26 protein-coding genes and 1 pseudogene are annotated in these 25,341 nt (G+C 65.7%); 8 read left to right on the forward strand and 19 right to left on the reverse strand.

Features of this window, described 5'->3' with window-relative positions; translation table 11 throughout:
• Nucleotides 1-762: 762 nt before the first annotated feature.
• Nucleotides 763-1,053: a hypothetical protein gene (locus DAT37_RS44590; RefSeq protein ID WP_157978929.1), complete on the forward strand. Its 291-nt coding sequence runs from the start codon at nt 763-765 to the stop codon at nt 1,051-1,053.
• Between the two features lie 22 nt (nt 1,054-1,075).
• Here the strand turns inward: DAT37_RS44590 and DAT37_RS39660 are convergent, their stop codons facing one another.
• The 3 genes from DAT37_RS39660 to DAT37_RS39670 all read right to left on the reverse strand — a co-directional run bounded on the left by DAT37_RS39660 (nt 1,076) and on the right by DAT37_RS39670 (nt 3,884).
• Entirely contained in the window at nt 1,076-1,612 is a 537-nt protein-coding gene (locus tag DAT37_RS39660; protein WP_109530353.1) for an NUDIX domain-containing protein, read from the reverse strand.
• Between the two features lie 124 nt (nt 1,613-1,736).
• Nucleotides 1,737-2,195, reverse strand: coding sequence for a hypothetical protein (locus tag DAT37_RS39665; protein ID WP_157978930.1), 459 nt, complete (start codon nt 2,193-2,195; stop codon nt 1,737-1,739).
• Between the two features lie 786 nt (nt 2,196-2,981).
• Nucleotides 2,982-3,884 (reverse strand): LysR family transcriptional regulator, encoded by a 903-nt coding sequence (locus tag DAT37_RS39670; RefSeq protein WP_109530104.1) that lies wholly within the window; start codon nt 3,882-3,884, stop codon nt 2,982-2,984.
• A gap of 188 nt (nt 3,885-4,072) precedes the next feature.
• Here DAT37_RS39670 and DAT37_RS39675 point away from each other — a divergent pair, with 188 nt between their 5' ends.
• Nucleotides 4,073-4,378, forward strand: a complete 306-nt coding sequence (locus DAT37_RS39675; protein ID WP_109530354.1) for a DUF1330 domain-containing protein — start codon at nt 4,073-4,075, stop codon at nt 4,376-4,378.
• A 441-nt stretch (nt 4,379-4,819) separates the two neighbouring features.
• Here the strand turns inward: DAT37_RS39675 and DAT37_RS39685 are convergent.
• Nucleotides 4,820-5,094 (reverse strand): annotated as a pseudogene (locus DAT37_RS39685) (transposase); the annotation flags it as partial.
• Nucleotides 5,095-5,264: 170 nt separating this feature from the next.
• Between DAT37_RS39685 and DAT37_RS39690 the strand changes: the two are divergent.
• Both DAT37_RS39690 and DAT37_RS39695 read left to right on the forward strand, forming a co-directional pair.
• Nucleotides 5,265-5,690: a tyrosine-type recombinase/integrase gene (locus DAT37_RS39690; protein ID WP_232840283.1), complete on the forward strand. Its 426-nt coding sequence runs from the start codon at nt 5,265-5,267 to the stop codon at nt 5,688-5,690.
• Between the two features lie 519 nt (nt 5,691-6,209).
• Nucleotides 6,210-7,133 (forward strand): alpha/beta fold hydrolase, encoded by a 924-nt coding sequence (locus DAT37_RS39695; RefSeq protein ID WP_109530105.1) that lies wholly within the window; start codon nt 6,210-6,212, stop codon nt 7,131-7,133.
• A 213-nt stretch (nt 7,134-7,346) separates the two neighbouring features.
• Here DAT37_RS39695 and DAT37_RS39700 read toward each other — a convergent pair whose 3' ends face one another.
• From DAT37_RS39700 to DAT37_RS39745, 10 genes are all read right to left on the reverse strand, one after another.
• Nucleotides 7,347-8,858: a serine/threonine-protein kinase gene (locus tag DAT37_RS39700; protein ID WP_157978931.1), complete on the reverse strand. Its 1,512-nt coding sequence runs from the start codon at nt 8,856-8,858 to the stop codon at nt 7,347-7,349.
• A 397-nt stretch (nt 8,859-9,255) separates the two neighbouring features.
• Nucleotides 9,256-9,630, reverse strand: a complete 375-nt coding sequence (locus tag DAT37_RS44595; RefSeq protein WP_157978932.1) for an MmpS family transport accessory protein — start codon at nt 9,628-9,630, stop codon at nt 9,256-9,258.
• Nucleotides 9,631-10,286: 656 nt separating this feature from the next.
• Nucleotides 10,287-10,931, reverse strand: a complete 645-nt coding sequence (locus DAT37_RS39710; RefSeq protein WP_109530108.1) for a PAS and ANTAR domain-containing protein — start codon at nt 10,929-10,931, stop codon at nt 10,287-10,289.
• 62 nt (nt 10,932-10,993) lie between these two features.
• Complete coding sequence (locus tag DAT37_RS44600; protein ID WP_157978933.1) at nt 10,994-11,164, reverse strand: hypothetical protein; 171 nt, start codon at nt 11,162-11,164, stop codon at nt 10,994-10,996.
• A 511-nt stretch (nt 11,165-11,675) separates the two neighbouring features.
• Nucleotides 11,676-11,960 (reverse strand): hypothetical protein, encoded by a 285-nt coding sequence (locus tag DAT37_RS39715; protein WP_109530109.1) that lies wholly within the window; start codon nt 11,958-11,960, stop codon nt 11,676-11,678.
• A 293-nt stretch (nt 11,961-12,253) separates the two neighbouring features.
• Nucleotides 12,254-12,754, reverse strand: a complete 501-nt coding sequence (locus DAT37_RS39720) for a hypothetical protein (RefSeq protein WP_109530110.1) — start codon at nt 12,752-12,754, stop codon at nt 12,254-12,256.
• Nucleotides 12,755-13,190: 436 nt separating this feature from the next.
• The gene (locus tag DAT37_RS39725) at nt 13,191-13,589 is read right to left on the reverse strand and encodes a hypothetical protein (RefSeq protein ID WP_157978934.1); all 399 of its coding nucleotides are present in this window, start codon (nt 13,587-13,589) and stop codon (nt 13,191-13,193) included.
• 199 nt (nt 13,590-13,788) lie between these two features.
• Nucleotides 13,789-14,523, reverse strand: coding sequence for an IPT/TIG domain-containing protein (locus DAT37_RS39730; RefSeq protein ID WP_109530112.1), 735 nt, complete (start codon nt 14,521-14,523; stop codon nt 13,789-13,791).
• Between the two features lie 738 nt (nt 14,524-15,261).
• Entirely contained in the window at nt 15,262-16,473 is a 1,212-nt protein-coding gene (locus DAT37_RS45940) for a P-loop domain-containing protein (RefSeq protein WP_232840284.1), read from the reverse strand.
• A gap of 71 nt (nt 16,474-16,544) precedes the next feature.
• Complete coding sequence (locus DAT37_RS39745) at nt 16,545-16,793, reverse strand: hypothetical protein (protein WP_157978935.1); 249 nt, start codon at nt 16,791-16,793, stop codon at nt 16,545-16,547.
• Nucleotides 16,794-16,996: 203 nt separating this feature from the next.
• Here DAT37_RS39745 and DAT37_RS39750 point away from each other — a divergent pair, with 203 nt between their 5' ends.
• From DAT37_RS39750 to DAT37_RS39765, 4 genes are all read left to right on the forward strand, one after another.
• On the forward strand, nt 16,997-17,575 hold the full coding sequence (locus DAT37_RS39750; protein ID WP_109530116.1) for a DUF6907 domain-containing protein: 579 nt from the start codon (nt 16,997-16,999) through the stop codon (nt 17,573-17,575).
• Between the two features lie 1,402 nt (nt 17,576-18,977).
• Nucleotides 18,978-19,217: a hypothetical protein gene (locus DAT37_RS45945; RefSeq protein WP_157978936.1), complete on the forward strand. Its 240-nt coding sequence runs from the start codon at nt 18,978-18,980 to the stop codon at nt 19,215-19,217.
• Nucleotides 19,214-20,290: a tyrosine-type recombinase/integrase gene (locus DAT37_RS39760; RefSeq protein WP_109530118.1), complete on the forward strand. Its 1,077-nt coding sequence runs from the start codon at nt 19,214-19,216 to the stop codon at nt 20,288-20,290. Before DAT37_RS45945 ends, DAT37_RS39760 begins: the two co-directional genes overlap by 4 nt.
• Nucleotides 20,291-20,613: 323 nt before the next feature.
• On the forward strand, nt 20,614-20,865 hold the full coding sequence (locus tag DAT37_RS39765) for a hypothetical protein (RefSeq protein WP_109530119.1): 252 nt from the start codon (nt 20,614-20,616) through the stop codon (nt 20,863-20,865).
• Nucleotides 20,866-21,040: 175 nt separating this feature from the next.
• Here DAT37_RS39765 and DAT37_RS39770 read toward each other — a convergent pair whose 3' ends face one another.
• The 5 genes from DAT37_RS39770 to DAT37_RS39790 all read right to left on the reverse strand — a co-directional run bounded on the left by DAT37_RS39770 (nt 21,041) and on the right by DAT37_RS39790 (nt 25,321).
• On the reverse strand, nt 21,041-22,213 hold the full coding sequence (locus DAT37_RS39770) for an ABC transporter substrate-binding protein (RefSeq protein ID WP_157978937.1): 1,173 nt from the start codon (nt 22,211-22,213) through the stop codon (nt 21,041-21,043).
• A 344-nt stretch (nt 22,214-22,557) separates the two neighbouring features.
• Nucleotides 22,558-22,917 carry a MerR family transcriptional regulator gene (locus DAT37_RS39775; RefSeq protein ID WP_109530121.1) on the reverse strand — a complete coding sequence of 120 codons (360 nt, stop codon included), beginning with the start codon at nt 22,915-22,917 and terminating at the stop codon, nt 22,558-22,560.
• A 7-nt stretch (nt 22,918-22,924) separates the two neighbouring features.
• Complete coding sequence (locus DAT37_RS39780; protein ID WP_109530122.1) at nt 22,925-23,905, reverse strand: MDR family NADP-dependent oxidoreductase; 981 nt, start codon at nt 23,903-23,905, stop codon at nt 22,925-22,927.
• Nucleotides 23,906-24,278: 373 nt separating this feature from the next.
• Nucleotides 24,279-24,740 carry a VOC family protein gene (locus tag DAT37_RS39785; RefSeq protein WP_109530123.1) on the reverse strand — a complete coding sequence of 154 codons (462 nt, stop codon included), beginning with the start codon at nt 24,738-24,740 and terminating at the stop codon, nt 24,279-24,281.
• The gene (locus DAT37_RS39790) at nt 24,737-25,321 is read right to left on the reverse strand and encodes a DinB family protein (protein WP_109530124.1); all 585 of its coding nucleotides are present in this window, start codon (nt 25,319-25,321) and stop codon (nt 24,737-24,739) included. Before DAT37_RS39790 ends, DAT37_RS39785 begins: the two co-directional genes overlap by 4 nt.
• Between the last annotated feature and the right edge of the window lie 20 nt (nt 25,322-25,341).

A 25,341-nucleotide genomic window follows, 5' to 3' on the forward strand; every position in this document is an offset into this window, starting at 1 on the left:
ACCAGAACATTGCGGCGATCATGGACGCACTGTCCTCGGCGACAGGGGATCTCGCCACACAACCCGACCCCACGCCACCCCGGGCCTGACACCTTGCGAACGCACCTCCCACACACACCGCGGTCACCGTCCTCGGGCGTCGTTCGACGACGGCGACCACCGTGCGCGACCACGATTCGGGTCGCCCGAACTCCGTCTCGGACGACGCCGTGGAAGCACCTGTTGCGCCTCCATACAAGCTCGAACGCGCCGCACTACCTCTCCGACCGCCCGAGGTCCCAGCTCGCGGCGACGCGGAAACGCCAATTCAGACCTCCCATCAGCGATCCATCCGCCCGGTCGACCGGCGGGGGCACGGTCTTTTTTTCAGGACTCGGAGTCCAGGGGCACCAAGTGCTCACCCGCCAGTCGCTACCGGTAGCGAGTCTGCCGCATCCGACGACCCGCTACATCTCATTAGGGGGCGCGGGCCGCTAGGGGGTAGCAGGGCGTCAGCAGGGGGTTGCTGACACATTGCGAATAGGACGGCAGCGGGCCGTTGTAACCATTGGTTTGTCGTCGAATCAAAACCGTAGTCATCGATCTGGCGTGAATCGCAAACCGAGTGCCTGTTTCGGCCATCCCCGAGTAGCTTCCGGTGTGGATACCGACGATTTTTCCCGGTCTCACGGATTGCTCGTGGCGCGTATCTGCCTAGCCGCTGACGGCTTGCTGTCGTCAGCCGCAATCCAATGAAATCGGTTGTGCCGTATGGTATCTGCCATGTCGATTGCCTTGAGCGGAGACCTCGAAAAGCTCGCTGCGGAATTGGGCAGACTCGTCGACGACGCGTATCGCCGTGCCGAGAAACGCGAAGCCTTGTTACTGGCCGCGCCTGGCGACATTCCCGATACCCACAGCATGGGGATGGACGATCATGCCGATGCGCGAGCGATCGGCCGCCGAATCTACAGCGAGGGCGGTTCGGAGTTGCTGGGAGCGGTCCGAGAACGGGTCGCTGAACTGTGCGACGCGCCTGGCTATCTCGATTTCTGGTGGAAAGAACTCCGTTGACGTGCTCGATGAGAGTAGTTGCTCACCGGCGCTTGCGGCGGCCGTCGTGGAGATATGCGACGTTGCCCTCCGAGCGTGCCCGCAGGGCTGCGGCTACGCGATTCCAGACGTAGGGGCGTAGCCGCTGCTCGACTTGCGCGGTCGGGCAGAATTCGTATCGGTCGAGTTCGTCGTCGGCGATCCGGAGTGCCGCGATTTGGTCGGCGCGCAGGTGGCCGGCGTCGAAGATGAACATCAACGAGTCGTCCCATGGGCCATGGGGGCTGACCCAGTCCACGCACAGCAGTGTCAGCTCGGTGTCGAGTAGGTGCAGGTCGAGTTCTTCGGCGAGTTCGCGGCGCACGGCGTTATCGGGGGGTTCGTTGACTTCGGCCATACCGCCGGGGAGGTCCCAGTCGGGTTTGTAGTTGGGGTCGACCAGCAGTATTCGTCCGATGTCGTCGAAGACCAGGGCGTCTGCGCCGACCCGTTTGCGAGGTTGGGTCGCGTTGCCGTGTTCGAGGTGGCGACGCCATGCGTCGGGGTCGCGTTGATACAGCGGCGGTTCCACGGAATCCATCACATCACCGTCGTGTCGGGTGTTCGGTGGCCGGGTCGGTTTCGAGCATCGCGACGATCCAGGTCCGTTCGCGCATCGCTTGGCGCAGGTGGTCGAGGAAGGCAGCCACTGGTGGGCTGTTTCGCTAGGCCAGCAACTGTTGGCGCAGCTCGTGCAGATGTCGAATGATCAGGTGGGAGGCGAGGGTTTGGGTCTCGGCGATGACATCACCGGAAATGGTGCAGGCTTGTTCGGGGTGGCCCTGTGCGGCCAAGATCGTAGCGAGGGTCAGGAGTCCGAAGGCTCGGCTGCGGGTACCGACGGTGGGGCGTAGTTCGACGATGCGGCGGGCGTGCTGCTCGGCGGTGGTCAGATCGCCGAGTTGTCGTGCGCAGCGGGCGGCTTCGCTGGCAAGGGAGCCGTAGTCGAAGCGGCTCACCCACGGCGAGGGCGGCGCCGAGGCGGTGGTGTCGAGGGCTTGGGCGGCGCGGTCGAGCAGTTTGTAGGTTTCGCGCGAGCGGTCTTGTGCGGCGAAGCTGCGGGCCTGCATGGCAAGGATTCGAGCGGTGAGTTCTGGATTGCCGGGGGCTTTGGACAGTGCCATTTCCGCGTCGTAAGCGTGACGGATCGCGGCTACGGGCTGGTCTCGGTGTAGTTCGAGGTGGCTGAGGCTGGCTTGGACGTGGACGCTGAATTGGTGTCGTGCCCGAGCCAAGCAGTTGGTGCGGTATGTCGAGCAGGTTCGCCCAGTAGGTGAGGGTGTCGAGGTGTTTGATCGGTGGGCCGTTCTCGATGCGGCTGAGCCGGACCTGGGTGAGACCGGCCCAGCGCGCGACGTCGATCTGCCGCAGGGGGGTGCCGTGAGCGGGGTGACGCCGGTAGGTGGCGATGACATGGCCCATATGCCATTCGTTCAGCGCGGCCCGGATCGCCGGTGCTTCCCAGAAGGTCGGCGGCACCGACGGCGGACCGGCGACGAGATGTTCGCGGGCGACCGCTGTGCAGCGACCACAGCGCCCGGTCGTGTTGTCTCGGGCCACGGTGGCACCGCACGAGCCACACAGGGCAGTGCTGTGCTCATCCCTATCCCCCATGGCACCGTCGCCCTGTCCGACGGGTTCGAAGCGATGGTCCACCGGATCCCGTCTTCCACGAACCCGACCGAACTCGAATCGCGCCACCAGCTCGCTCTCCCCCGCGCGCACAACGCTGCCGCGCACTGCGGGAATTTTTGCGTCGTACCCATCACTTGCTGACGCCGCCGTCGACTGTGGGCGCTGAAGGTGTCGGATCGGATGGGTCCGAATCGCAGAGCCTTTCACAGTGTCACCGGTGCGGGGTGGGCGCGGACCTCGCCGGCAGGCGTCCGTCTCGCTTGACCTCTTGCGCGTCAGTCCGGCCGCCAGTGCAGCTCGTGCGCCAGGGTTTTGGCGACGGCACGGATGCGGCGGTGTAGCGGCGACTGCTCGCGTGGGAGGACCAGGTGGATCGTCAGGCTGGGCGCGCCCCGCAGCGGTCGCCAGGTGAGACCGGCCGGTGCTGCCGTGACCGCGGCTTCTCCGGCCGGGGCGAGGGTGACCCCGTCGCGCAGGTCACGCTGAGACATGTCGAAAGAGACTGCGGGCGTGTGGAATCGGGGGTGTGGTCGAGTGTCTCGGAACAGTGCGGACAGCTGATCGTGGATCACGGGGTTGGCCGCACGGTCCGGGAGTCGCAGCGGATACGCGGCCGCGTCGGCGATCTCGATCTCCGGGTATTCGGCCAGCGGATGGTGCTGCGCCAGCTGGACCCCGACGCGCATACGCCGCAGCAGGAACCGGCGCACGCCACGGCCCGGCTGTTCACCGCGGGTGATCCCGGCATCGATACGGCCGTCGGCGACCGCGGGGGAGATCTCCGGGGTCGCCATCGCGACCGCGCCGACCTCGAGTCCGCTGTCGCCGCGAATCAGCCTGTCCACCAGGGCCGGTGCCGTCTCGGCCCCGGCGCTGAGGCTGTATCCGATGCGCAGCGTGCCCAGTTCACCGGCCGCCGCGCTCCGGGCGGTGTCCCATGCCCGGTCCAGCGCCGCCAGCGCGGGCGGCGCGGACTCCGCCAGAGCCGCACCGGCCGTGGTCAATACGACGCTACGCGTGTTGCGGACCAGCAGGGCCGTACCGAGTTCCGCCTCCAATCGGCGCATCCGGGCGCTGAGTGCGGGCTGTGCGATACCGATCCGTGCGGCCGCGCGGGTGAAGTTCAACTCCTGCGCCAGCACCAGGAAGTACCGCAGGCTCACCGTATCCGGCGCCACGTGCCCTCCCTGCCGATTGATAACGATCCGTTCTGAGTCTATCCCGTACCGGTCTTTCCCTCGACCGCACATCAAGCCCTAACCTGCGCATATGACGATTCAACTGACCGCAGTACCCGTCGCCGGGATCGATCGATCCGAGTGTCGATTCGACGTCGGACGTGTCCGACCCAACACAGCAGGTTTCCATGGCTAAGGGCTACTGGGTCAGTGTCTACCCCGCCATTTCCGACCCTGAGAGGCTGACTGCCTACGACAAGCTGGCCGGTCCGGCTGTCCAGGCTGGGGGCGGGCGCACCCTGTCCCGGATCCCGTCCCGTGGCGGTCGAGTCGTCGCCCACGAGGCCGGAATCACGCAGCGCGTCGTTCTGATCGAGTTCGACAGCTTCGACCAGGCCCTCGCGGCATACGAGAGCGAGGCATACCAGAAGGCGCTGGTAGCCCTCCCCGACGGCGTCGAGCGCGACTTCCGCATCATCGAAGGCATCGACTGACCGGCGGGCCCTGCCACGGTCGCATGGTTCTGTGCCCAGGCGGTCGCGGAGAACACCCGCCGCAACCGCGTGGCCGGGTGGCGGCGGTTCACGAACCTGGCGCGAACCTCGCATCGACCCAGACGCGCTTAACGTGGCGCTCACCGCGAAAACCCTTGGTAGGTTGGGGCAGTCGCGAGACGCTGGAAATGAACCATCCACCGTTCTAGACTTTCCGATCTTGGGTTCAAGCACTCGTTGGAAGGTCAAGCGCGGTCTGTCGTCGAAGCGCGAGCCGACGGTTGCCCATCCCGGATCATCGCCATGTTCGGCCGTGGCGGGAATACTCAGATCGCGCTCCAAAACGATGCCAGTCGCGTGGGGTTCGCGCAGTCGATCGTGATCCCGACCCATCGATTTTCCATGCCTACCAGCATGAACGGATCGGGTTCTCAGTGTGTGTCAAGCCGGAATCGGTGCGGGAGATCGGCAGAGCTGTTTGATTTTCAGCATCGCGGAGAGGACATCGCAGCGTCGCCGTGCCAGGCAGATGAGAGCGGCATTGCGTTTCTTACCCTCGGCTCTCTTGCTGTCATAGTAGGCGCGGCTGGTGGGCGTGCAGGGCCGCAAACGCTGTCAGGAACAGAGCCCGATCAAGCTTGTGGTTACCCCGATCGAGACGAGAATTCGCCGCGGATCGAAGAGCCTGATCGGTGGGTGATCGGGACGACGCCCGCGCCGCCGGACCACAGTCGGGCGTTGAGCAGGGATCGGATCACCGAGATCCTGGGATCGGACGCGCCGCTGCGCGATCGGGTGCTGTGGCACCTGCTGTATGAATCCTCCGCGCGTGCCGAGGAAGTGCTGATGCTGGATGTGCCCGCTCGACACCGTCAATCGGTGTGCGGTGGTGACTCGCAAGGGCGGGGCGCGGGAGGTGATCGCGTGGCAGACCGGCACCGCGCGGTTGTTGCCGCGGATGGTGGCGGGCCGTCGGAGCGGACCAGTGTTTCTCACCGACCGAAGGGCTCGGCCGTCGGTGGCGCGCAACGACGTCGACCCGGCGACGGGTCGGGCCAGGTTGTCGTATCGGCGGGCCGTAGAGCTGTTCGAGGCGCACACCAAACGTTTCGATGATGGCCCGTACACCCTGCACCAGTTGCGCCATTCCCGGCTGACTCACGCCGCCGAGGACGGCGCCTCGACCCCGGTGCTGATGAAACTGTCCGGACACTCCTCGGTGCGCAGTCTCGTGAAGTACGCGAAGGTCTCCGATGAAGGGTTGCGCCGTTACCAGGCAGACAGCGACCCTGCCGCGCGGCGCCGCCGGTGATCTGGGTACCCAGAGCAGGGAACCACTGAACCGATCGCGTGCGGGCGAGCGATCGGCGGCCGAATGAATGTTCCCAGCTTTGTGGGGGCAGAACCCCTCCGAAGTCGTCTGCACAGCCCTCGAGGGTGGGGGGCTGGACGAGTTCGAGACGACCGCGGTGACGGGGAAGGAATAGAGGACAGTAGTGGTCTCGTTCAGCGCGACGATCGCTATCGAGGTCGTCATCGGCGTTGCTCCTCGCGTGCGATTGCCCAACAGAATGTCGGTCCGCGATGCTGCCCACTGCGACAGTAGCTCGTCGGGTGCGGAAAAACATCGGTCCACAGGCCGATGTTCGGCGCACTGCCAGCCTCTACCTTGATGTTCGCGGCAGCTACGCCGCGAACACTCGACGTCGTCGGCGGGTGAGCATGGCCTCGGCGAGTTCGCCGACGCGACTCGCTGGTGCCCGCTCCACGGTCCCGGCTCCCATCGTGGCGAATCGATCACGATCGTTGCATCGAGAAGACGAGGAAGAAATTGCCCGAAGAAATTGCTTGCGGGATAGGCCCTTCAAGAATCGATATCGCCTACGCACGGTTCGGAGATCCGCACGATCCGCCGGTCCTGCTCATCATGGGCGGCGGCGCACAGATGGTGAACTGGCCCGACGGGTTCCTCGCCGAACTGGTCGCACAGGAGCTGTCACTGGTGATCTTCGACAATCGTGATGTCGGACGATCCTCGCATCTGTCGGACGCGGCAGCGGTGGACATAGCCGCGGCGATGGGAGGCGACCACTCCTTGGCTGTCTACGACCTGTCGGATATGGCGGCGGACGCCGTCGGACTGTTGACCGCGCTCGGTATCGACAGCGCCCATCTGGTCGGGATCTCGATGGGCGCCATGATCGCCCAGACGATGGCCATCGAATATCCGACCCGAGTTCGCTCCCTGACGTCGATATCGTCGACCACCGGCAATCCGGAGGTCGGCAAGACCGACACCGGGGCCTTCGGCGCGGCCGGACCGCAGCCACGTGACCGTGACGGCTTCATCGACTGGCAGATACGCGCAGCACGAGCGCTGGCCTCGCCCGGTTTCGAATTCGACGCGGCCGCGGTCGCCGAAACCGCCGCGCGCGCCTTCGATCGTGGACTCGATTTCGAGGGCATGATGCGCCAGATGGTCGCGGTGATAGCCTCCGGAGACCGAACCGACCGGTTGATGACGTTGCGTCTGCCCACACTGGTCATCCACGGCACAGCCGACCTCGCCTTCGATATCAGCGGTGGACTCGCTACCGCCGCCGCCGTCCCCGGAGCGAAACTCCTCACCATCGACGGGATGGGACACAACCTGCCCCGAGCATTGTGGTCGCGTCTCGCCGACGAGATCGCCGAATTGATCGACCGCGCAGAAGCAAGACACCCGACGCACCACGGCGAACCCAATCGACCGTAACGCGGTTTCCCCTCGTCGATTTCATCGTTCCGGCCCGGCAATGCCCTGCGAAACGGGGTTTCCGGACCGCCGAACAACCAACGGATGTGGCGGAACTGCTGGCCAGTGGCGGCGCCCAGCTCCCGGCCCGGTTCCGGGCCAAGGGAATCGCTACCTCAGCGGTGGATGTGGTGACTACGGTGTGGCTGCGCTCACGCCCGCTGGGCGTGAGCGCTACTTGTCGGGCTTACGCGGCTTTTCCTTTTCCTTGGACTTGGGCTTGTTGCCGTGACCAGAATTTCCGGGACCGCCGTCGTTCGCGATCCCCGGGTTGAAGCTGTGGTCCGCGCTTTCGGTTTCCTCGGTCGTCGGATCGACCGGAACCGGTGGTGGCACCTGTGTCCAGAGGGCGTTGCCTCCGAATCGGGTGCAGTTCAGCGATACGCCTTCACTGTCGATTCCGGTAGCTTGTACGGTCGGATCGCATTGTTGCCCGGCCACCGGGGCAGTGCCCCTCGGCGCCACAGGGTCTGGCAGCGCAGGGGGTAGTGAAGGCGCGATCGTGGTGGTTGCGGGTATAGCCGCGTCGGTTTCCGCAGCGCTGGGTCTGTCGAGATAGAGCGCGCCAGCGAGCACCGCGCAGAGCCCGGCCGCGGCCACGAACGCAAGCCGTGGTCCGACCCTCATCGAGGTGACTGGTCGCGGGTGGCTGGACTGTCGCGGCGACAGCGCAGGGACTGAGTGCACGTGTCCTGCTGTCGTTTCGGCCAGCGGTGCTACCGGAGTTCGCGTGTGATCATCGGTGCGAGTGGTGGGCGGTGCGCTGTACGCGAGCGACGCGTGGTGAGTTCCCTGGTTCGGAACCGTCGTACCGATCAGCGCTGAAGTGATGATCGGGATCGGCGTGGGCGCGGTGTCGACTGTGGGCATGTCCCGCCTCGTTACGGCGGCGTAGGCAGCGGCCGCGAACTCACCGGCGCTGGACCAGCGACGGCTCGGGTCTTTGGCCATGGCACGGGCGATGACCGCGTCCAGTTCCGTGGGCGCGGCCGCGACCAGGTCGCTGACCGCGGGTGGCGTTGTCATCAAGTGCGCGCGTACCTGTTGGGGCGCGTCCCCGTCGCCGAAGGGGCGCTGCCCGGTGAGTAGTTCGTAGAGCACACACGCCAGGGAGTATTGATCCGACCGTGCGTCGGCGGTGCCGGTGAACCGCTCCGGTGCCGCGTATCCGAGGGTGCCGACCATGTGGCCGGTAGCGGTGATCGGGGGCTGCCCGACACGGCTGGCGATACCGAAATCGATCAGATACACCGCCCCGGTCGGTGTCACCATCAGGTTCGACGGTTTGACGTCGCGGTGCACCAGACCGATCCGATGCGCGGCATCCAGCGCCGCAGCGGCCTGGGTGATGACGCGAACGGCCGGTCCGGGAGCCAGCCGGATCTCGCGGCGCAACAGCGCGGCCCCATCGATTCCCTCGATGAGTTCCATGTCCAGATACAACCGGCCGTCCAACTCGCCGAAACTATGGACCCGCACAGTGTGTGGACCGCGCAGCTGCGCGGCCAGGCGGGCCTCTCTGGTGAAACGTTGCCGAAAGGCCGGGTCGGCGGCAGCCTCGACGGCGAGCACTTTCAGCGCTACCTCCCGCTCGGTACGGGTGTCGTAGGCGCGCCAGACCCGGCCCGTCGCGCCGCTGCCGAGTAGGCGCTGTAGGCGGTAGTGGCCGAAGCACATATCGCCCATGTCTGAACCTCCCGCTGAGCGCTGATCCACCGGAGGCTTACCCGCTATGCGGTTCAGCATGCGCAGCGTGAACAACCACGGTCAGTTCACAGAACCGGCACGATTTCCGCTGCTCGTCCTGCCGCGGGAGGCAGGGGTCTCGGCACGCAGGCCGATCAGAGAATTCGGCACGCTCCGACCCGACCAAGGGGTCACGCATCGCCTCCGGGGTGGTCGGTGCGACCAGCGCGGGACCGACTGCTGGTGCGGGCTGCGGCGATGCGATACCCAGGACGGTATCCCGCTACTCGACCACCCGGCGCGATCCGGTTTCCACCGGCCGAATCCGTTTCTGAGCGCCGGTAAGACCTCCGTTCTGGGCGGTCAGAGATCATTCGGATCGTCGGCGGGGTGGTCGTTACTCGCCTGCTGCTCCGCTGCACGAGACCATGGCGTAGGGGCCGGTGGAGGTTTGCTCGGCGATCGTCTTGTCGCCTTCACGGATCTTGCAGCTGATGGTCGTTGCTCCCTGGTCTGCCTGAGCGGTCAGAGAAACGGTTTTGAAGAAGCCGGTGACGGTGACCTGTTTGGTCCAGGGCAACTGCTGCTCGTTGGCCTGCTCGGTGTTGATTCCGTCGCCGCCGCTGCTGTAGGAGATGGTGCCCGCGCGTGGCGCGTCGCTGGTGACCTCGTAGGTGATCGCGATTTCCTCTTTGGCCTCGTTGTCGATTTCATTGGCGATACCGCCGAAGATGGCGAAACATCCCCCACACAACAGCAGGAACGCCACCACGATGCCGCCGAGGATCCACGGCCATTTCGCCTTCTTCTTCGGCGGCTGCGGATAGTAGCCCGGCGCAGGAGCGCTCGCATAGGACGGTGGTGGCTGATTTCCCTGCTGGTATTGGCCCGGGCCTGCGGGTTGTTGTCCCTGCCAGGGATTTTCCTCAGGGTATTCGGGAGGGTATTGCGGGGGTTCGGCATGGTCTTCTCCTCCGTGGAAGGATCGGATGCTGCGGTGGGTGGGGTGGAGTTACTGAGCACAAGGAACGAGCGGGACATCTGGAGGCGGTTGACCGGAAGCCGGCGGGTAGCGCGCGCCGCAGTGGTGTGCGTTGCCCGCCGACTTCTGTGTCAGTGCTGGACCGAGTAGGTCTGTCGGGGAGGCGGTCAGCTGAGGCCGAAGCCCAGTCCGAACGTCACCGCCAGCCACTTCAGGAACAGGCCGAAGTCGACCCCGAAATCGAGTCCGAAGGAACCCATGGGTCTCACCTCCTTCCGGGATCGCGAACCCCCGGGCACAGTCTTCATCGCTGGTCAGAGCATTTTTGCTACAGCAGTCAGCGTCGATCGGTGCCAAGCAGGTCACGGTCACGGGGGCGGCGAAACTGTCCGGCCCGCTGAAACGGCCGCCTCTGCGACAGCATTCGGGCCGCCCGCGGTGACGGTTCAGGGGGTTTCGTGTGCGGTGAGCAGGAGGTGGTCCAGCCGGGTGCGGGTGTGGGTGTCGGCGCCGCCGAAGGTCGACAGTCCGGCGATGAGTCTCTCGGCCAAGACCCGCAACTTGGTGTTGGTTTCCTGGGACCGCCACCGCAGCACAGCGAATGCCTGTTCGGTGGTGATGCCGTAGACCGCCATCAACACGCCTTTGGCGATGTCGATGACCTCGCGTGAAGCCAGGATCTCGGGCAGTTGCGCGTCGAGGGTTTTGCGGCGGTCGGCGGCGATGGTGTCGGTGAGATCGACGTAATAACCGGTGGAGCCGACGACGGTGCCGTCGGGGTCGTGGAGTTGATCGCCGACGACCAGGACGTGGTGGATGCGGCCGGTGGTGTCGATGATGCGGTGGCGGCTCGAGAACGGCAGCCCGATCCGTAGCACGGTCTCGATGGTGTCGGCGACCTCGTCACGATCCTCGGGATGCTTGTGCGACAGCAGCAGTTTCGTGGTCGGCTCGACCTGATCAGGTGCGTAGCCGTGTAGGGCGGCGACCTCGTCGGACCATTCCCAGCGCTGGTCGGCGAACCAGAACCGGAAACTTCCCGTCACCCCGGCAAGCGCCTCAGCCCCTGGCTTGATGTTGTTCTCGTGCACGCTCCAATTATTTCCGCTCCGCGCTTGCTGTAACACGCCGCGGTCGATCCGACGGAGATCACTCAGCGGGACAGGAGTGGGTCGTCCGGATCGATCCGCCGGTACCCGGTGCGGACACCGTGCCAGGTCAACAGCACCTGCACCCACTGTTGATCGGCCCAGACCTGCGGGTCGTCGGGGTCACGCCCGGCGTCGATCAGGGCTTGGCGATCCAGCGAATCGTCGTTGTTCACGATGTTGATTCGGGCCCGTCCTCTACCTGGCGCGGTCCGGCATCCGACTCAGATCGCAGAGTCTCCTACCGGTCGGCGGCGATGTAGTTGGCGGGCGCCGGCCATGACTCCTGGACCCAACAGGATTGGGTCCAGGGATGGGAGAGGTTTGGCCCCGTCGGACGGGTTAGGGGGATGTGGTCCGGCGGGGGTCTGGTGGTCAGCCGATGCCGAGGTTGATGCCGAACATCACCTGTAGCCAGCGGGTGACGACGTTGAGGCCGGTTCCGAAGTCGAGTCCGAAGGAACCCATGGTTCTCATCTCCTTCGAGAGGGATTTTCTTGTTCTGTTCCCCGACTTGCTGGCTGGATACCCAGAGTGAGTCTTGCGCAATCAATAATCTGTGAGAATTTCTGTTTCCACTGGACGTACCTGTCTAACTCCGAGAAATCGGGCCGCCGTACCTCGTTTGCTGAGCGTGCGCGGTGTCGGGGCGGGCATCGCGCGTTGGTGCACTGACCCGGTGGGGTGTTATTGCGTTTGGTAGGTGCGGATGTCGTGGGCGTGGGTCTGCATCACGGCGGTGAAGTCGGTGAGGTCGATGGTTTCGCTGCGGTGCTGGAGCATGGCGTGGGGTGTCCAGACTTGCAGGCTGTAGTGGATGCGGGCGCTGTCGAAACGGGACATGATCCGCACCAGCGGGTCGATTTTCACGCGTAGGGCGAGTTCGTCGAGCGCGGCGGCGACCTGGAATCCGGTGCCGCGGTGGCGGGTGCGCCACCAGCAGGCGCGACTGGGCGGCCAACTCAGATCCACCGTGCAACTCAGTTGCGACGCAGCGTTTCGCTCGCTCGGGGTGCCCACCAGGCATTTCACCGTGCCCCAGCCTGGTGATGAACGTGGGGCCGGTCGGCGCGGCGATTCGTCAGGCAGCCATGTCGACCGCAGAGTCGAACGGGTGCTCGTCCGGCTGGACGGACCCGAAACTGAACGACCCAGCCGGACGAGCGAGCCCGGCGTGCGACAAGCCGACGCCGGGCAACTGGGAGCGAGGCGTTGTTCGCGGCGCCACCACGCTCCCGGATGAGTCCTACCCGCAACCTGTGCGGTCAATCCTGAGTCGGGTTCGCGCTGTCGGGAACGGTCGGGGCGTGGATGGGATCGGTGCGGCGTCCGAGGGGTGCGGTGGTGTGGTCGATGTTGCGGGTGAACCAGTTCAAGGCGTCCTGGCCGGTGATGCCGAGCGCGGCACCGAGTGCTTTCCAGGGGTGCCCGGCCTGGCGGGCGTAGTCAACGACGAAGCCACGCTGCCCGGTGACACCCTCGGTCAAACGCCGGTCGGCCTCCAACGCCTGGATCTCGGTGACCTGCGCGTGGCGGGCCAGGTTCTCGCGCAGGGCATCGCGGGCGGTGGCGGGGTCGAATCCGTAACCGCCGGCCAGTTCGCCGCGGTCGAGCCTGGTGAGGGTTTCGCGCAGGAAATGGGTGTGGTGGAAGGTGTTCCACACCGCGTACAAGCCGTGATCGTCGCCCTCGGTCAGGATCGCGGCCACATCCACACCCGCGGGCAGGGTGCGTTCTGCGGTGAGGTCGAACCGCGGACATCCCATACACCCGTTCCTCGGGTCGAGGCGGGCCGTCGGGACCTGACGCCCAGCCCGGTCTCGACGGCCCGCCGTTTCACCACCCTGACGAGGCACAACCCCGCATCTCTCCTGTGCGGGGCCGCGCCCGCAGGTGATTCGGAATCGCGCCCGTGGTGGATGAGAAATCGATCGGGCACGATCGTTTCAGCCTGATTCCAGCAAGGGTTTCCGAGCACTTCATCGAGAAGCTGAGGGCGGGGGCGGGGCGAAAACGCGGCGGGCCCGCCCGGGGTGGAGTCGACGGGCACCCCGGGCGGGCGCTCGGGCTCCCAGCCCTGTGCCACAGCAGATTCCGACGCAGAGCCTTACCGTGACACAGGCCAGACGATACCGACGCCGAGACACGGCATCACGCAGCAACGGTGGTGCCGGTGTGTCGAAACAGGCCAGGGTGTTGGCTTCAGGTGGTGGGGGTGAACAGGGCGGCATAGGAGAGTTCGGTGCGGTCCTCGACGTCGATGGTGAGGTCGATACCGGGCAGCTCGGCACGGAGGACGCGGGTCGCCGCGGTGTAGAGCAGGCGTTCTTTGATCGTGGCTTGCGCGGGCAGCCACGTGATCAACGCCAGACCCCCGCGTGGGGTGTCGGTGAAGTCGTAGAGCACCCACCGGCAGCGGGTTTCGGGCAGTTCTTGGAGTAGTTGGCCGTGATCGTTGCCTATACCGCTGCGGTCGACCTCGATCCGGTGCTCATCGCTCAGGCGCATCAGCAGATATCGGTGCCGCTGCCCGGATTGCACATCGCGGCAGGCATCCAGTACTTCCCGGCTCAGCATCGCCGCCACCGATCCCACTCTCACCGTCCCGCCTCCTGCCGAACCCGGAAAAACAGCCGACAAGCTGCATGTTTACCGCACCCGGCAGCATCAGTGCGGTGTTGAGCGGGTACCGGTGTGTCGCCGCAGCGGACGCTTCCAGCACGACTGGAATACCCGCTGCGGCGACCGGCCCGGGCCGTCGGTGCCACTCCGACGACCTGAGCCTCCCCTCCCCCGGGGATCAGAGGTAGGTGTAGGCCACGGCGGCGCCCGCACCCCCATTACCCTCGACGCTCACCTGGACCGTTCCCGTTCCGGGCGGGGCGATCGCGGTGATCTGGGTGGCCGAATCGACCGTGAACGAAGTCGCCGTGGCATCGAAGCGCACCGTCAGCGGACCGGTGAAGTTCGTGCCGGTGATCACGACGCTGTTGAACCCCGCCACCGGACCCGATGCGGGTGCGAGGGCAGTGACGTCGGGCACGACCACGTAAACGAACGACACCCCGGAGCTGGTGCCGCCCGGCGTGGTCACGGTGACCACGACGATCCCCGCCCCCGCCGGGGAGACGGCGGTGATCTGGGTGTCGGAGTCGACGGTGAACGAGGTCGCCGCCACTCCCCCGAAGGAGACCGCGGTGACATCGGATAGACCGGTGCCGGTGAGTACCACGGTGGTCCCGCCCGCGGTGGAACCCTGCCCCGGCGTGATACCGGTGAGCGAGGGAACCGCCAGATACTCGTAATCGACCCCGTTACTCGCGCCGGTGCCGTCGGTGACGGTTACCTGAACCGTGCCCACCGCCCCGCCCGGGGCGATCGCGGTGATCTGGGTGGCCGAATCGAGAGTGAATGTGGTTGCGGTGGACCCGAACCGGACCGTGGTCGGTCCCCCGAACCCGGTATCGGTAATGACCACGCTCGTGCCGCCGGTTGCTGGCCCCGCCGCGGGTGCAATGGATGTGATGGTAGGCATAACGCCCTCCCCCTGATTGATTGTGTTGATGTGGAACTGGACTCCCCGAACCCGAAAGCGCCTGTGTGCTCAGCGGTTTCCGGTACCTCCATTAACCTCCCGAAACCAGCGTTCGGCCAGCGAATCCCGGTCACGGTTTCACCTGTTATCACATCGTTGCTACCACCCAGTAGGTTCGACTCAGTCGTTATAGTCTTCTTTGACAAACCTTGCCTACCAATAGATTTCGTAGGGCAACTAGCTACGAAACTCTATAGCTGAAAAATCGCTTCAAGAAGGGAGTACCCTGTGGATTCCTCACCATATCCCTGTCATCGACGGCCCACCGCCGCTCCGGAGATGCCCGGCGGTACGGTCTACGGCCGACAAGAGGGGTTGCGGTATCGACACCCGTGGCGCCACTGGGTCGAGCAGTGAGTACCGAACCCGCGCGGCAAGGATTCGATCACCGGTGCCGCAGTGGCGGGTGCACACGGGCGTGCTGCCCGAGGAGTCATCACCGAGTTCAAACCTAGTCCTGGTCAGCCGGGTTCAAGCCGCGAGGCGGTGGGTAGGTGCGGGGGATGGACGACACGACACCGCCCGCGGGCATCCCGGCCGATCCCGCCGTGGTTGCCGCCGCGCGAGAGACCATCGAACAGGCCAAGGGCGCGGTGATGCTCGTCTACAGCGTCGACGCCGATCACGCCTTCGCGATCCTGCGCGAAACCTCACAAGCCCTCAACATCAAGCTGCGCGTCATCGCGGCCGCCGTCGTAGCCGAACTACCCGAGACCGGCGGGCACGAGGACCTCGACTCACTACGACAGGGCTTGGACCGAGTGTTGTTCGGCACCGACGCACACACCCCCACCCATCGTCAGCGCGACGAACTTGACCAAGGTACGCCCGCAGGATTACGAGAGTCGGCGGGGTGTCTCGATTGCGATCGTGTAAAAAATCGCGGCGTCGCGCAAGGCGGACGCTGGTCAGCAGGTCGGGCTTGAGCTCCTCACCGATGCGTTGCTGCACGATTCGGATCTCCGTCAGGGCAGTCCAGTCGCTTCCGGTGCGGAAGTATATGAGCTCGTGCCGTGTCGAAGCGATGGCCAAGGACGACATACGCGGCAGGTCATTGAGGTGTCCGAGCACGGTGAAGTAGCGGTGTAGTAGGAAGTCCGGTGTGGAGTTGGGCCAGCCCTGATCGTGGTGCTGTTCGGCCCATAAGTGGAGTTGCTCCAGGCTCACGGTCAATATCCGGGTGCCAAGTCGGATTTCGGCGGTGCGCTGCAATGTTTCGTGCGCCAGCGCAAACACTGGGTCGGGCTCGCTGACAGTGTCGGTCGAAAACATCGAGGCACGGAAGCTGCGCCCCGCCCGCCCGCGCAGTAGGCGGTCGATTTCGAACGGTGCCGTGCCGGTGAGGGATTCGAGTTCAGGGACCGACAGGCCGTGGGCGACGGTGATCAACGCCAGCAGTTCACGCTCTCGTTCGGATCCTTCGAGCAGGGCGTCGAGTTCGTCGACGGCGCTGGCGCGGATTCCGGCGGCAAACTCGGAGGCGGTGAGCGGGTATCGGCGAGCTGTGGTCAGTGGATGGCCGTGCGGGATGGGCAGACGCGGACCGTAGCGGGAGGCGACCCGCAGATTCTTATCTGGCAGTGCTGGTAGCAGGCTCACGATCGAGGGTTTGCCGGTGTCCTCGTCTAGGCCGTCGACCACCAACACCAGGCGCCGTTGCTTCTTGGCTTCTCGACGGGCGGCGATGGTGAGTAGTTCGCGTCGCAGGCCGTCGCGGTTGACCACCTCGGCCTGGATACGTGGTTTGTGGTCCGGCAGCAGGGTTGCGAGTTGGTCGAGGACCGCCGCGGTAAATGCGGTGTGGTCGTCCTCGGTGGCGAGCCGGTCGGTGACAAAGAAGCTCACCACTGTCAGGGTCGGCGGCGGGTCCAGAGCGAACGTGGACAGCAACGCCGATTTACCTGCCCACGGTTCGCCCTGCACCCACAGGTAGGGCTGGTCGTCACGGTGACAGAAACCGGTCAGTAGCTCCAGTTCCCGTCCCGATCTTGCAGACCGCCTCTCGGAGCGATGAACTCACGCACCTGCTCTGCGTGCAGCGAGGTGATCAGTTCGACGCGAGGATCGGGTCGACGTCCGTGATCGGGCGGGATCTCGCGCTCGCCTTGCGTGCCCCGGCGCTCCTTGAACGCGGCGGTACGCAGCCGTTCCCATTGGATCGTCGATAGGCACTTGTAGCCCGAGTCGCTCTTCGCAGCAAGCCCGTTCAAGTACCCGATTCTGACAGCCTCACCGACATCACCCGAGAGGTTCACCGCGTCGATCGAGCGTCGGCACCTGTCGATCAGGAAAGTGTTGCGGGCGCAGGCCGGTCGCGAAATCGGGACGCCACGGCGGGGGTGGCGTGGCTATGCTTGAGGCGGGGATAGGTCGTCGACGAGGGTGCGTCGACAGCGTTGGGGAGGGATTCGTGATGGCCGATGTGCTGGCGTGTCCGGCATGGTGCATCGAGCACACCGCCCTGGATCCGGACCGATCCGGCGACGGTGTGCACTACGGGCCACCGATGTCGGTGCCGGTAGCCCGATCAGGGGACGCGGAGGGCGGCGACCGGGTCGTGACGCGGGTGGTCGCGTTCGACGTCGACGGGTGCCGGGACACCGCGATCCATCTGGACAAGCCCGGCCGTGGTGCGGTCCGGTTGAACGCCTGGCAGGCCCGCGCCACCGCGGTGACCCTGCTCCACGCCACCGACCTGCACGACGCGACGTTCCCCTCCGGGATCGGCTGTCCGACATGGTGCGTCGAGGACCACACCTTCGACGAGGGGACCCGGCATGCCGACACACCCCGGATCGTGCACGCCGACGGCCCCCTCCCACTGGACTCCGCCGTCTCGGTACAAGTCCTCGCGCTCGACGTCGCCGACACCCGACGGGTGTTCCTGGATCTCGCGCTACCTGGATCGCATACCCCGTTGACCGTCGCCGAGGCGTGCAAACTCGCAGGCCGCCTACTCGAGGCCGCCGACCTCTACACCGCCACCCACTGACCACTGCGGTACACCACAGACCCGAGACCCGGGCAGTCCGCCCGCAGCCGAACACCGCACGGCCGACCGAACAGGTGACGCCGCCGGCGGGCACGGACTCGAAGCGAGTCCATGAGTCCCCCGGCACCGGAGGACCCGGGGACTCCGCGGCAGGTTTCAGTCGAGAAGGGCGGCAATGTGTCGGGGTCGGGGCTTTCGTCGACCTCGACGCGGAACACATCTCGAGGACTGCGTCGAGGTCCAGCGGTAACGGGATCGGTGTGCCACCAGGGTCTGAGAATCTCAACGGGCTCAGCACCAGAGCGCCAGTTTCGGGGTCGCTTCTGCGCTGGAACGGCGCCGCAGCTCATCTTCCTGCACAAGTCCTTGCTGACCGAAGAGTCCAATCGTGGCGCACTGCTCCATTCCGATCAGTGCGGGCACACCGCGCGAATCCAGATCTACGGACAGAGTCCATCGGTATGCCAAGGCAGCACGCCTCGCCCGATCAGCCGCGCCAGGACTGCCGCCGAGCCGTCGAGCACGCGACAGCCGTCGAACGCTCCCTCACGCTGGAACTACCGCAGCTGACCAGCAGCGACAAACAGAGCACGTGGTCGTCCTGCGTGACCGTGCTCCGATCGCGACACTCAGCACGGCATAGGGCATGCAACATTCGAATTCTCGGAATTTTCGGAATACATGCGAGAGGCACCCGTAGCGGGTGTGAACTGCACAAGAGTACCCCGCAGCGGGGGCCTTCCAAGTCGCCAAAAATGCCTCTTGAACTGCTATAACTTCAATTCCCCCAATTTGGGGGAATTTACGCGTTGACTGTCGCGCGTCAACGGGAAAATCTCTTTATGTTGCTCAGTATCAATTTCTAACGCGAACTCGCTGCACTCTCGGACCGGCAAACGGCAGAAGCGACGATGAGAACAGGTCGAAGCAGTCGCCGACACCCACGACGGTGTCGGATCGCGCTGCCCGGCACCCACTCGCAGGATGCGAGCGACGACCTGACCTCAGCGCTACTCGACCACCGGCCGACGAACCGGGGCGCCGAGCACGGCACCGTCCTGGTCTCACACTCCACACCACTCGATCACACCGACAAAACACCGCGCAAGGGGCACCGATGCCGACACAACCCCACAGCCCGACCTCGACTCCGAGCGGACCGGCACACCCGACGCCCCATCGATCCCCGGCGGCCACGGCACCGGTCGACATCGCCGGTCTCCTCACCTCCAATAGACGACCGTCGTCGTTCACCGGCGTACCGACACGATTTCCGGCACCCAAGCTCGACAGCCCGATAGGTGAGATCCACTGCGCGACCACCACGATCGACATCGGCGGCCGGTTGGGAGCTCGCTCCGCGATCAAAGCCCTACAATGGCAACCCCGCCAACCGGTCACCATGTCGGCCCGCCCCGGACTCATCACCATCCAAGCCCAACCGACCGGACGATGGCGAGTCAGCGGCGCGGGCTACGTGAACCTGCCCGCTCGCATGCGACGCGCCTCCAACATCGCCCTGACCGAGCACGTCCTCATGGTCGCCTCCCCCGAACGTGACCTGCTCGTCGTCTACGACATCGCGCTGCTAGCCACCGCACTCGCTGGCACCACCCCCGATATCTGGAGACCGCAGCCATGAAATCAGACGACATCGCGGCCGCGCTCCACATGCTCGCCCGTCTCGACCTCACCGTCGAGGATCTGTCGAGCTCCGCGTGCACCTCCCCGACGGCGACGGTCATCCCGACCTTCGCCGACTACCTCACCCAACTACGAAAGTCGATGCCCGCCGTCACTGTCACCAACTATCGCTCCTACTGGCGCGTCATCGAGGACGCCTGGGGCGAGCGCACACTCGACGAACCCACAACACTCGAGATCGACCAACTGGTCAACGAACACCTCACCCGCGTGGTGGTCCGCGCGAATTCACGCGACGGCCGCGGCGCCGCCACCAACCTCATCGCCGCGTTGCGCTGCATCTACCGCCACGCCGAACGCGACCAACTCATCCACCCGGCCCACAACCCCGCCGCCAAGATCACTCCCCCGCGCCGACTCCCCAGTGCACGCCACGCGTTGTCCCTGGCCCAGGTCACCGAACTCGCCGATATCGCCGCCACGACCGGAGACGACCCCGAACTCGACGCGCTGCTGTTCCGGCTGCACCTGGAAACCGCCTGCCGTCCCGGCGGCACCCTCGCCCTGACCGTCAACGACCTCAGCAGCACCGACTGCATGGTCCACCTGCGGGAGAAGGGCGGCACCGTACGCTGGCAACCCATCTCCCCAACCCTGACACGCCACCTTCTCGACCACGTGCGAACACGCGGCGGTCTCGAGACCACCGGGCTCCTACGCTATCGAAACGGTCGCCCGATCGGACGACGTCGTTTCACCTATCTCAGCGACCGCCTCCGGCAGCACCTGCCCTGGGCCGCGTCCGTGCAGTTCAGCATCCACTGGCTACGCCACACCACACTCACCTGGGTCGAGCGCGAATACAGCTACGCCGTCGCCCGCGCCTACGCTGGACACTCCACCGCGCCGAACACGGCCACCGGAGCGACGCTCACCTACGTCCGGGCCGGTCTCCCGGAGGTAGCTCACGCACTGTCGGCGCTGACCGGTGAGCCCCATCCGAAGGCGGCCACCGATCTACACCCGCTGTCGGGAGGGCCGAAACCTCCGATCACCGGCGCCGAACGGTAGGCTATGACCCCATGAACGCGCATTCCTCGCGTATTCGCTGCGATTTGCGTGTCAGAACATGTACTTCATCTCGAACTCCTCGGGATCGTCGACGCCCCGGTGGCGTCGCTCATCGGGAACGTCGGAGCCGTCGACCATTCTCGGACATGCCCGCCGAAAAATCTTCCACGCCGGGGCAGGTCCCGTTCCGGTCGAACACCCGTCGAGGTGGATTGCACTGCTGCTGTGTCGAGTTGGTTCGGATCCGTTTGTCGCAGGCAGAACCGGGCATTACGTCGGTGGGCGCCACAATCCCACCAGCCGAACGAACCGCAGGAGCCGAAATGAGAACCTACGCCAGCAACACCCGAAGTCGCGGCTCACGTACGACGAGCCTGGTCGGTGTCGTCGTACTCGTGTGGCTCATCATCGGCGTCATCGCCGGAGCCCAACGCGACTACTACGACAGCGCACCGACCAATTGCGCCAGCACCGGAACCATCGCGGTCACCATCATCGCCGGTCCTCTCAACTACCTCGGCCTGAATCCGAAGGTCGAGGACTGCAACGTCGACGCCCCGCAGCCCAGCCCGTAACCATCGGTCGCGCAACGGTTTCGGCGAACAGCCGGACCGAGCGCACCTTCTCGACGTAGGCGGCATGGGCGAGGCCTACGGCGCCCGACACCTGAACGGCGTCCCCGCACCGAGCGTCCGGTGCGGGGACGCCGTTCGTCTGTCGGTCGGAACGCTCGAATTGTTTCCGCGGAAACTATTCGATGACCTGCGCGTCGGAGGGTTTGCCGTTCTTCACCGTGGACACGATCACGCCGCGGCCGCAGACCGAGGGCAGGATGAAGACCTGGGTGCCGTCGCAGGTGAATGTCAGTCCGGAACCGAGCGGAATCGGCACGTTCTTGGCCGCGCGCAGGGAGTGCAGTACCGAATCGGGTGTGAAATCACCCGGCACGCTCTGCATCGCACGGACGAGTCCGAGGACGGGCTGGTAGCCGGAGAACGCGAATCCGTAGATGTCGGTGCCCGGCGCGTACTGGGCCATCACGGTGCGGAATGTGACGGTGTCCGGATCGTTGGATGTCACGTCGTTGGTGGAGAAGATGTACGCGCCCTCGACCGCCGGGCCCGCCGCCTCGATGACATCCTGATCCACGCAGGTGGAGGTGACCAGTTTGTCGGCTGTCGCGTCGAGAGCGCCCATCGCGCCGAGGACCGAGGTGCACAGGGTGGAGTCGCCGACGATGTAGACCGCGTCCGGATTCTGCCCGAGCGCCGCGCTGACCCGCGATGCCGTATCCGGTGTCGCGACAGGTATTCCGACGATGGTGAGTCCGACGCCCGCGCCCTGGAAGGCGGGATCGGCGAGGATCTTCACGCCGGTGACGACCGTGCCCGCGTCGACCACGAACATGAGAACCTGCCGGTAGCCTCGCTTTGCCGCGAATTTGGCAGCCCCGGAGAAGGTCGCGGGGATGCCGCCGCTGAGCACGAACGACTTGTCGGTGGTCATCTCGCTCGCGGTCGGTCCGACCGAGGTGACGTAGGGAATGCCCGCCGCGGTCACCACCGGCACGATCGCGTCGCCCTGGCCGCTGGCGGGGGTGATCACCGCGCTGACCCCGGCCGCGACCAGCTGATTCGCGCAGTCGCGCGCGCTGACCGGGTCTTCCTTCTCCTTGCAGACGATCAGTTCGATGGGACGTCCCGCGACACCGCCGAGATTGTTGTTCACGTACTGGGTGGCGGCTTCGGCGGCCGCGCGCGCGTCGGGCAACTGCTGGCCCACCTGACCGCCCTCGGCGCTGATGAATCCGATTTTGACCGGAGTTCCGGTCGCGGCGGCGACAGGAAGCAGCGTCGTCTCGCTGTACACCGCGGCGTCATCGATTGCCTCCGAAGCACACGCGCTGACCAGCAAGGCGGTCACGGCGGCGACGGCAGGCGCAACTAGTCGGGATCTGGAAGCCCTTGCCCGGCGGCTCGAATTCTTCGATTTCACGTCGGTTCCTCTGCTTTCGCCGACTCGGCGCGGACCGACGGCCGATTCGTCACGACATCGGACCCACCGGCTCGCTCGGTCGAGCCGGTTCTGTTCAACTGTTCGCACAACTGGACACGTTCTCATCCGGATAGCCGTGCGGACGGTAGCACGGCCGCGATCGGCGGGCGATGGATCGAAAGAACAATAGGGTCGTTTCCTGATTTGCCGCCGACAACGCGGTGGCGCGTAACGATCGAGGAAATCCCGCGTCGTGCTGAGCAGTCGCCGGGCTATCGGCCGAGGCGGGCCGCGAGCCGTGCCCGATCGGTGGCGAGACGCGCCATGCGGTCATCGATTTCGGCGAGTCTGCGCCGGGCCTGTTCCAGTGCTACTCGACAGCGAGGGCTGTCCGCCGCGCTGAAGTCGGCAGGGACGTCCCGGTCCAGCAGGTCGGAATAGTCACGCAATTGTTCGAGGGTGAATCCGAGTTCGAGCAGCTCGCGAATGTGGCGAACACGACGCAGGTCGGAGCTGTCGTAGACGCGATAGCCGCCGACCGTGCGCCGCGGGGAGATCAAGCCGTACTGCTCATACCAGCGCAGCGCTCGCGGAGTCGCACCCGTGCTGCGGGCAGCGTCGGCGATGAGCATGCTCCGATCATGACAGACCTACGAGCACCGTGCCGTGATGTCGTCCGGCGATGAGGTCGATCAGCGCGCGCGGCGCGTCGGCGAGCCTGTCGATCGACACGTGGGGAAAGCGTAATCTCCCGGCTTCCCGCCACTGCGCACAGTGGCGGGTCCACTGATCGCGGGCTGTGTCGTGGTCGCTCGCGGTGAATCCACGCACCGTGACACGGCGGCCGATCAACGTCATCACATCGATGGGGACCGTCGCGGGTTCACCCGCGAGCTGATGGGCCAGGGCGCCACACAGCGCGACTCGAGCCCCGGGGCGTGTCAGTTCGAGCGCGTGCGCCAGAAGCGAACCGCCCACGGTATCGAACACGACGTCGAATCCGTCGGGTGCGGCGGCACGCAGCCTCTCCGGATCCGACCGCGCGACAGCGACGTCATAGCCCAGACTCGGCAACAGATCGGGCTTTCCGCTTGTGCCGACCACATGCGCCGCCCCGAGCAGCCGCGCGATCTGTCCGGCCGAAGCGCCGACCGCTCCGGCGGCACCGGTGACGAGCACGGTGTCGCCGGGGCGCACATCGGCTGCCACGCGCAGACCGACGTAAGCGGTCAATCCCTGACCGAGCCACACGGCGGCATCCTCGGCACCTGTCGCGGGCGAGATCTGCTCGGGCTGTGCCACTACCGCGAATTCTCGCCAGCCGAATCTGTGCCTTACCCAGGTCCCGATCGGGTGAGCTGGGTCGTCGGAGTCGACGACCTCGCCTATCGCCGGACCGTGCAGGGCATTTCCGACCGTATACATCGGCATCGGCACCGGTGAATCACCCATCAGGGTGCGCATGGCCGCGCTGACCGTCATCCATCGGTTGCGCACCAGAACCTGCCCGGCGCCGACGGTCGGCATCGGCGCTTCGATGAGCTGGAAATGCTCCCGGGTGGGTGGGGTCGCGCCTGAAACGGTTGCGGCGAGGCGGATCTCGTGGTGGGTCTTCGTCATGGACGCCACCGTGCACCTTCACGTCGACGTCAAGGTCAAGTCGTGACACTACTGTCGCAGTGTGTCCGCGCTCGACCACACCCCCTGTGTCGAGACGGTCGAGGTGATCTTCGATTCCACCGTCTACTCGTATCTGCGCGAACGATGCGCGAAGACGACGAGCAGGCTGAGCTCGGCCTTCGCGCGAACGGGCGGTCGAATGTCTCGACGATTGCGAATCCGGGACACGGCTCGGCGGGATCACGCACGCCGACCTGTCGATCCGTGGGGTGCGCGAACGCTTCGGCCGGAACGCCGAGGATCCGACCGAGGACGACGACAACCGGCAGGCCGCGCGGAATCGAATCTCCTTGGATCACTGACATGTTCGACCTCAGTCGAGACAGAACTCGTTGCCCTCGGGATCGGTCATCACGATGAAACCGGCTTCCATCGGAGGCGCGGGTTCGTGGCGACGCAGACGTGTCGCCCCGAGTTCGACGAGGCGATCGCATTCGGCCTCCAGCGCCGCCATCCTGTCCTGCCCCTCCAGTCCGGGAGCGGCACGGACGTCGAGGTGAACGCGGTTCTTGCCGACCTTGTCCTCGGGCACCTGCTGGAAGAACACTCGTGGACCGCGCCCCCGCGGATCCTCGATCGCCGATCTGGAGTTGCGCTGCTCGGGCGGCACTCCGATTCCGGCGAGGAACTCGTCCCAGGCGGCCAGCGGGTCGGCATCGGGGGGCAGGTCGACTCCGGGCGGGCCGGGGTGGACGTAGCCGAGTACGTCGCGCCAGAAGGTGGACAGTGCCCGTGGATCGTGGGCGTCGAAAGTGACCTGTATGTCGCGGCTCATCGAATTTCTCCGTTCGTGGCGTGCGTGTGGGAGTAGAGATCGCGCAGCAAGCAGACTTCGGACAGGTGATGGATCAGTTCACGATGGATGTGTAGCACCAGATCGGCCATGGACGCCTCGGGATAGGGCTCCTTCGGGCCGACCTTCGCCCGCAGTCCGGCTTCCCCGAGCCCGCGCAGTCCGGCCAGCCATGTGTCGAGTTGGGATTCGAGCTGTGCCAGCGCCGTCGCCGCGTCCCCCGCGTACTCCCACGTCTCGTAGGAGGCTGCGGGCGCGCCGAAATGAGAGGCGTTGCGGACCGCAAGCACGCCGACGATGACGTGACCGAGTTGCCACGCGATCGTGGTGAACGCGGGCGGGACGGGTTCGGGGAAGGCGAAGTCGATCGTGAAGTCACCGGTTCCGGCCTGGATGGGCGCGGTCGACGTGCCACGCGGGCGCACACTCCAGGCGTCGGGCACCGGCGACCAGAAGTACTCCTCGTCGGTGAGACCGTCGAGCCTGGCACGCACCTGATGGTTCCAATGGAATTCCCACTGCTCGCGCAGCGTCCGATTCCACTCGAGTTCGTCTGTGTCCATATCGCCACCATGACACCACT

This window comes from Nocardia aurea, assembly GCF_003123685.1.
Classification (GTDB): Bacteria; Actinomycetota; Actinomycetes; order Mycobacteriales; family Mycobacteriaceae; genus Nocardia; species Nocardia aurea.

What these genes read in the sequence shown, in the direction of transcription:
- DAT37_RS44590 (WP_157978929.1), top strand. Translation starts at nt 763, where the DNA reads ATGTCGATTGCCTTGAGCGGAGACCTCGAAAAGCTCGCTGCGGAATTG.
- DAT37_RS39660 (WP_109530353.1), bottom strand. Translation starts at nt 1,612, where the DNA reads ATGGATTCCGTGGAACCGCCGCTGTATCAACGCGACCCCGACGCATGG.
- DAT37_RS39665 (WP_157978930.1), bottom strand. Translation starts at nt 2,195, where the DNA reads ATGGCACTGTCCAAAGCCCCCGGCAATCCAGAACTCACCGCTCGAATC.
- DAT37_RS39675 (WP_109530354.1), top strand. Translation starts at nt 4,073, where the DNA reads ATGGCTAAGGGCTACTGGGTCAGTGTCTACCCCGCCATTTCCGACCCT.
- DAT37_RS39700 (WP_157978931.1), bottom strand. Translation starts at nt 8,858, where the DNA reads ATGGGCGATATGTGCTTCGGCCACTACCGCCTACAGCGCCTACTCGGC.
- DAT37_RS39720 (WP_109530110.1), bottom strand. Translation starts at nt 12,754, where the DNA reads ATGGGATGTCCGCGGTTCGACCTCACCGCAGAACGCACCCTGCCCGCG.
- DAT37_RS39730 (WP_109530112.1), bottom strand. Translation starts at nt 14,523, where the DNA reads ATGCCTACCATCACATCCATTGCACCCGCGGCGGGGCCAGCAACCGGC.
- DAT37_RS39750 (WP_109530116.1), top strand. Translation starts at nt 16,997, where the DNA reads ATGGCCGATGTGCTGGCGTGTCCGGCATGGTGCATCGAGCACACCGCC.
- DAT37_RS45945 (WP_157978936.1), top strand. Translation starts at nt 18,978, where the DNA reads ATGTCGGCCCGCCCCGGACTCATCACCATCCAAGCCCAACCGACCGGA.
- DAT37_RS39760 (WP_109530118.1), top strand. Translation starts at nt 19,214, where the DNA reads ATGAAATCAGACGACATCGCGGCCGCGCTCCACATGCTCGCCCGTCTC.
- DAT37_RS39765 (WP_109530119.1), top strand. Translation starts at nt 20,614, where the DNA reads ATGAGAACCTACGCCAGCAACACCCGAAGTCGCGGCTCACGTACGACG.
- DAT37_RS39775 (WP_109530121.1), bottom strand. Translation starts at nt 22,917, where the DNA reads ATGCTCATCGCCGACGCTGCCCGCAGCACGGGTGCGACTCCGCGAGCG.
- DAT37_RS39780 (WP_109530122.1), bottom strand. Translation starts at nt 23,905, where the DNA reads ATGACGAAGACCCACCACGAGATCCGCCTCGCCGCAACCGTTTCAGGC.
- DAT37_RS39785 (WP_109530123.1), bottom strand. Translation starts at nt 24,740, where the DNA reads ATGAGCCGCGACATACAGGTCACTTTCGACGCCCACGATCCACGGGCA.
- DAT37_RS39790 (WP_109530124.1), bottom strand. Translation starts at nt 25,321, where the DNA reads ATGGACACAGACGAACTCGAGTGGAATCGGACGCTGCGCGAGCAGTGG.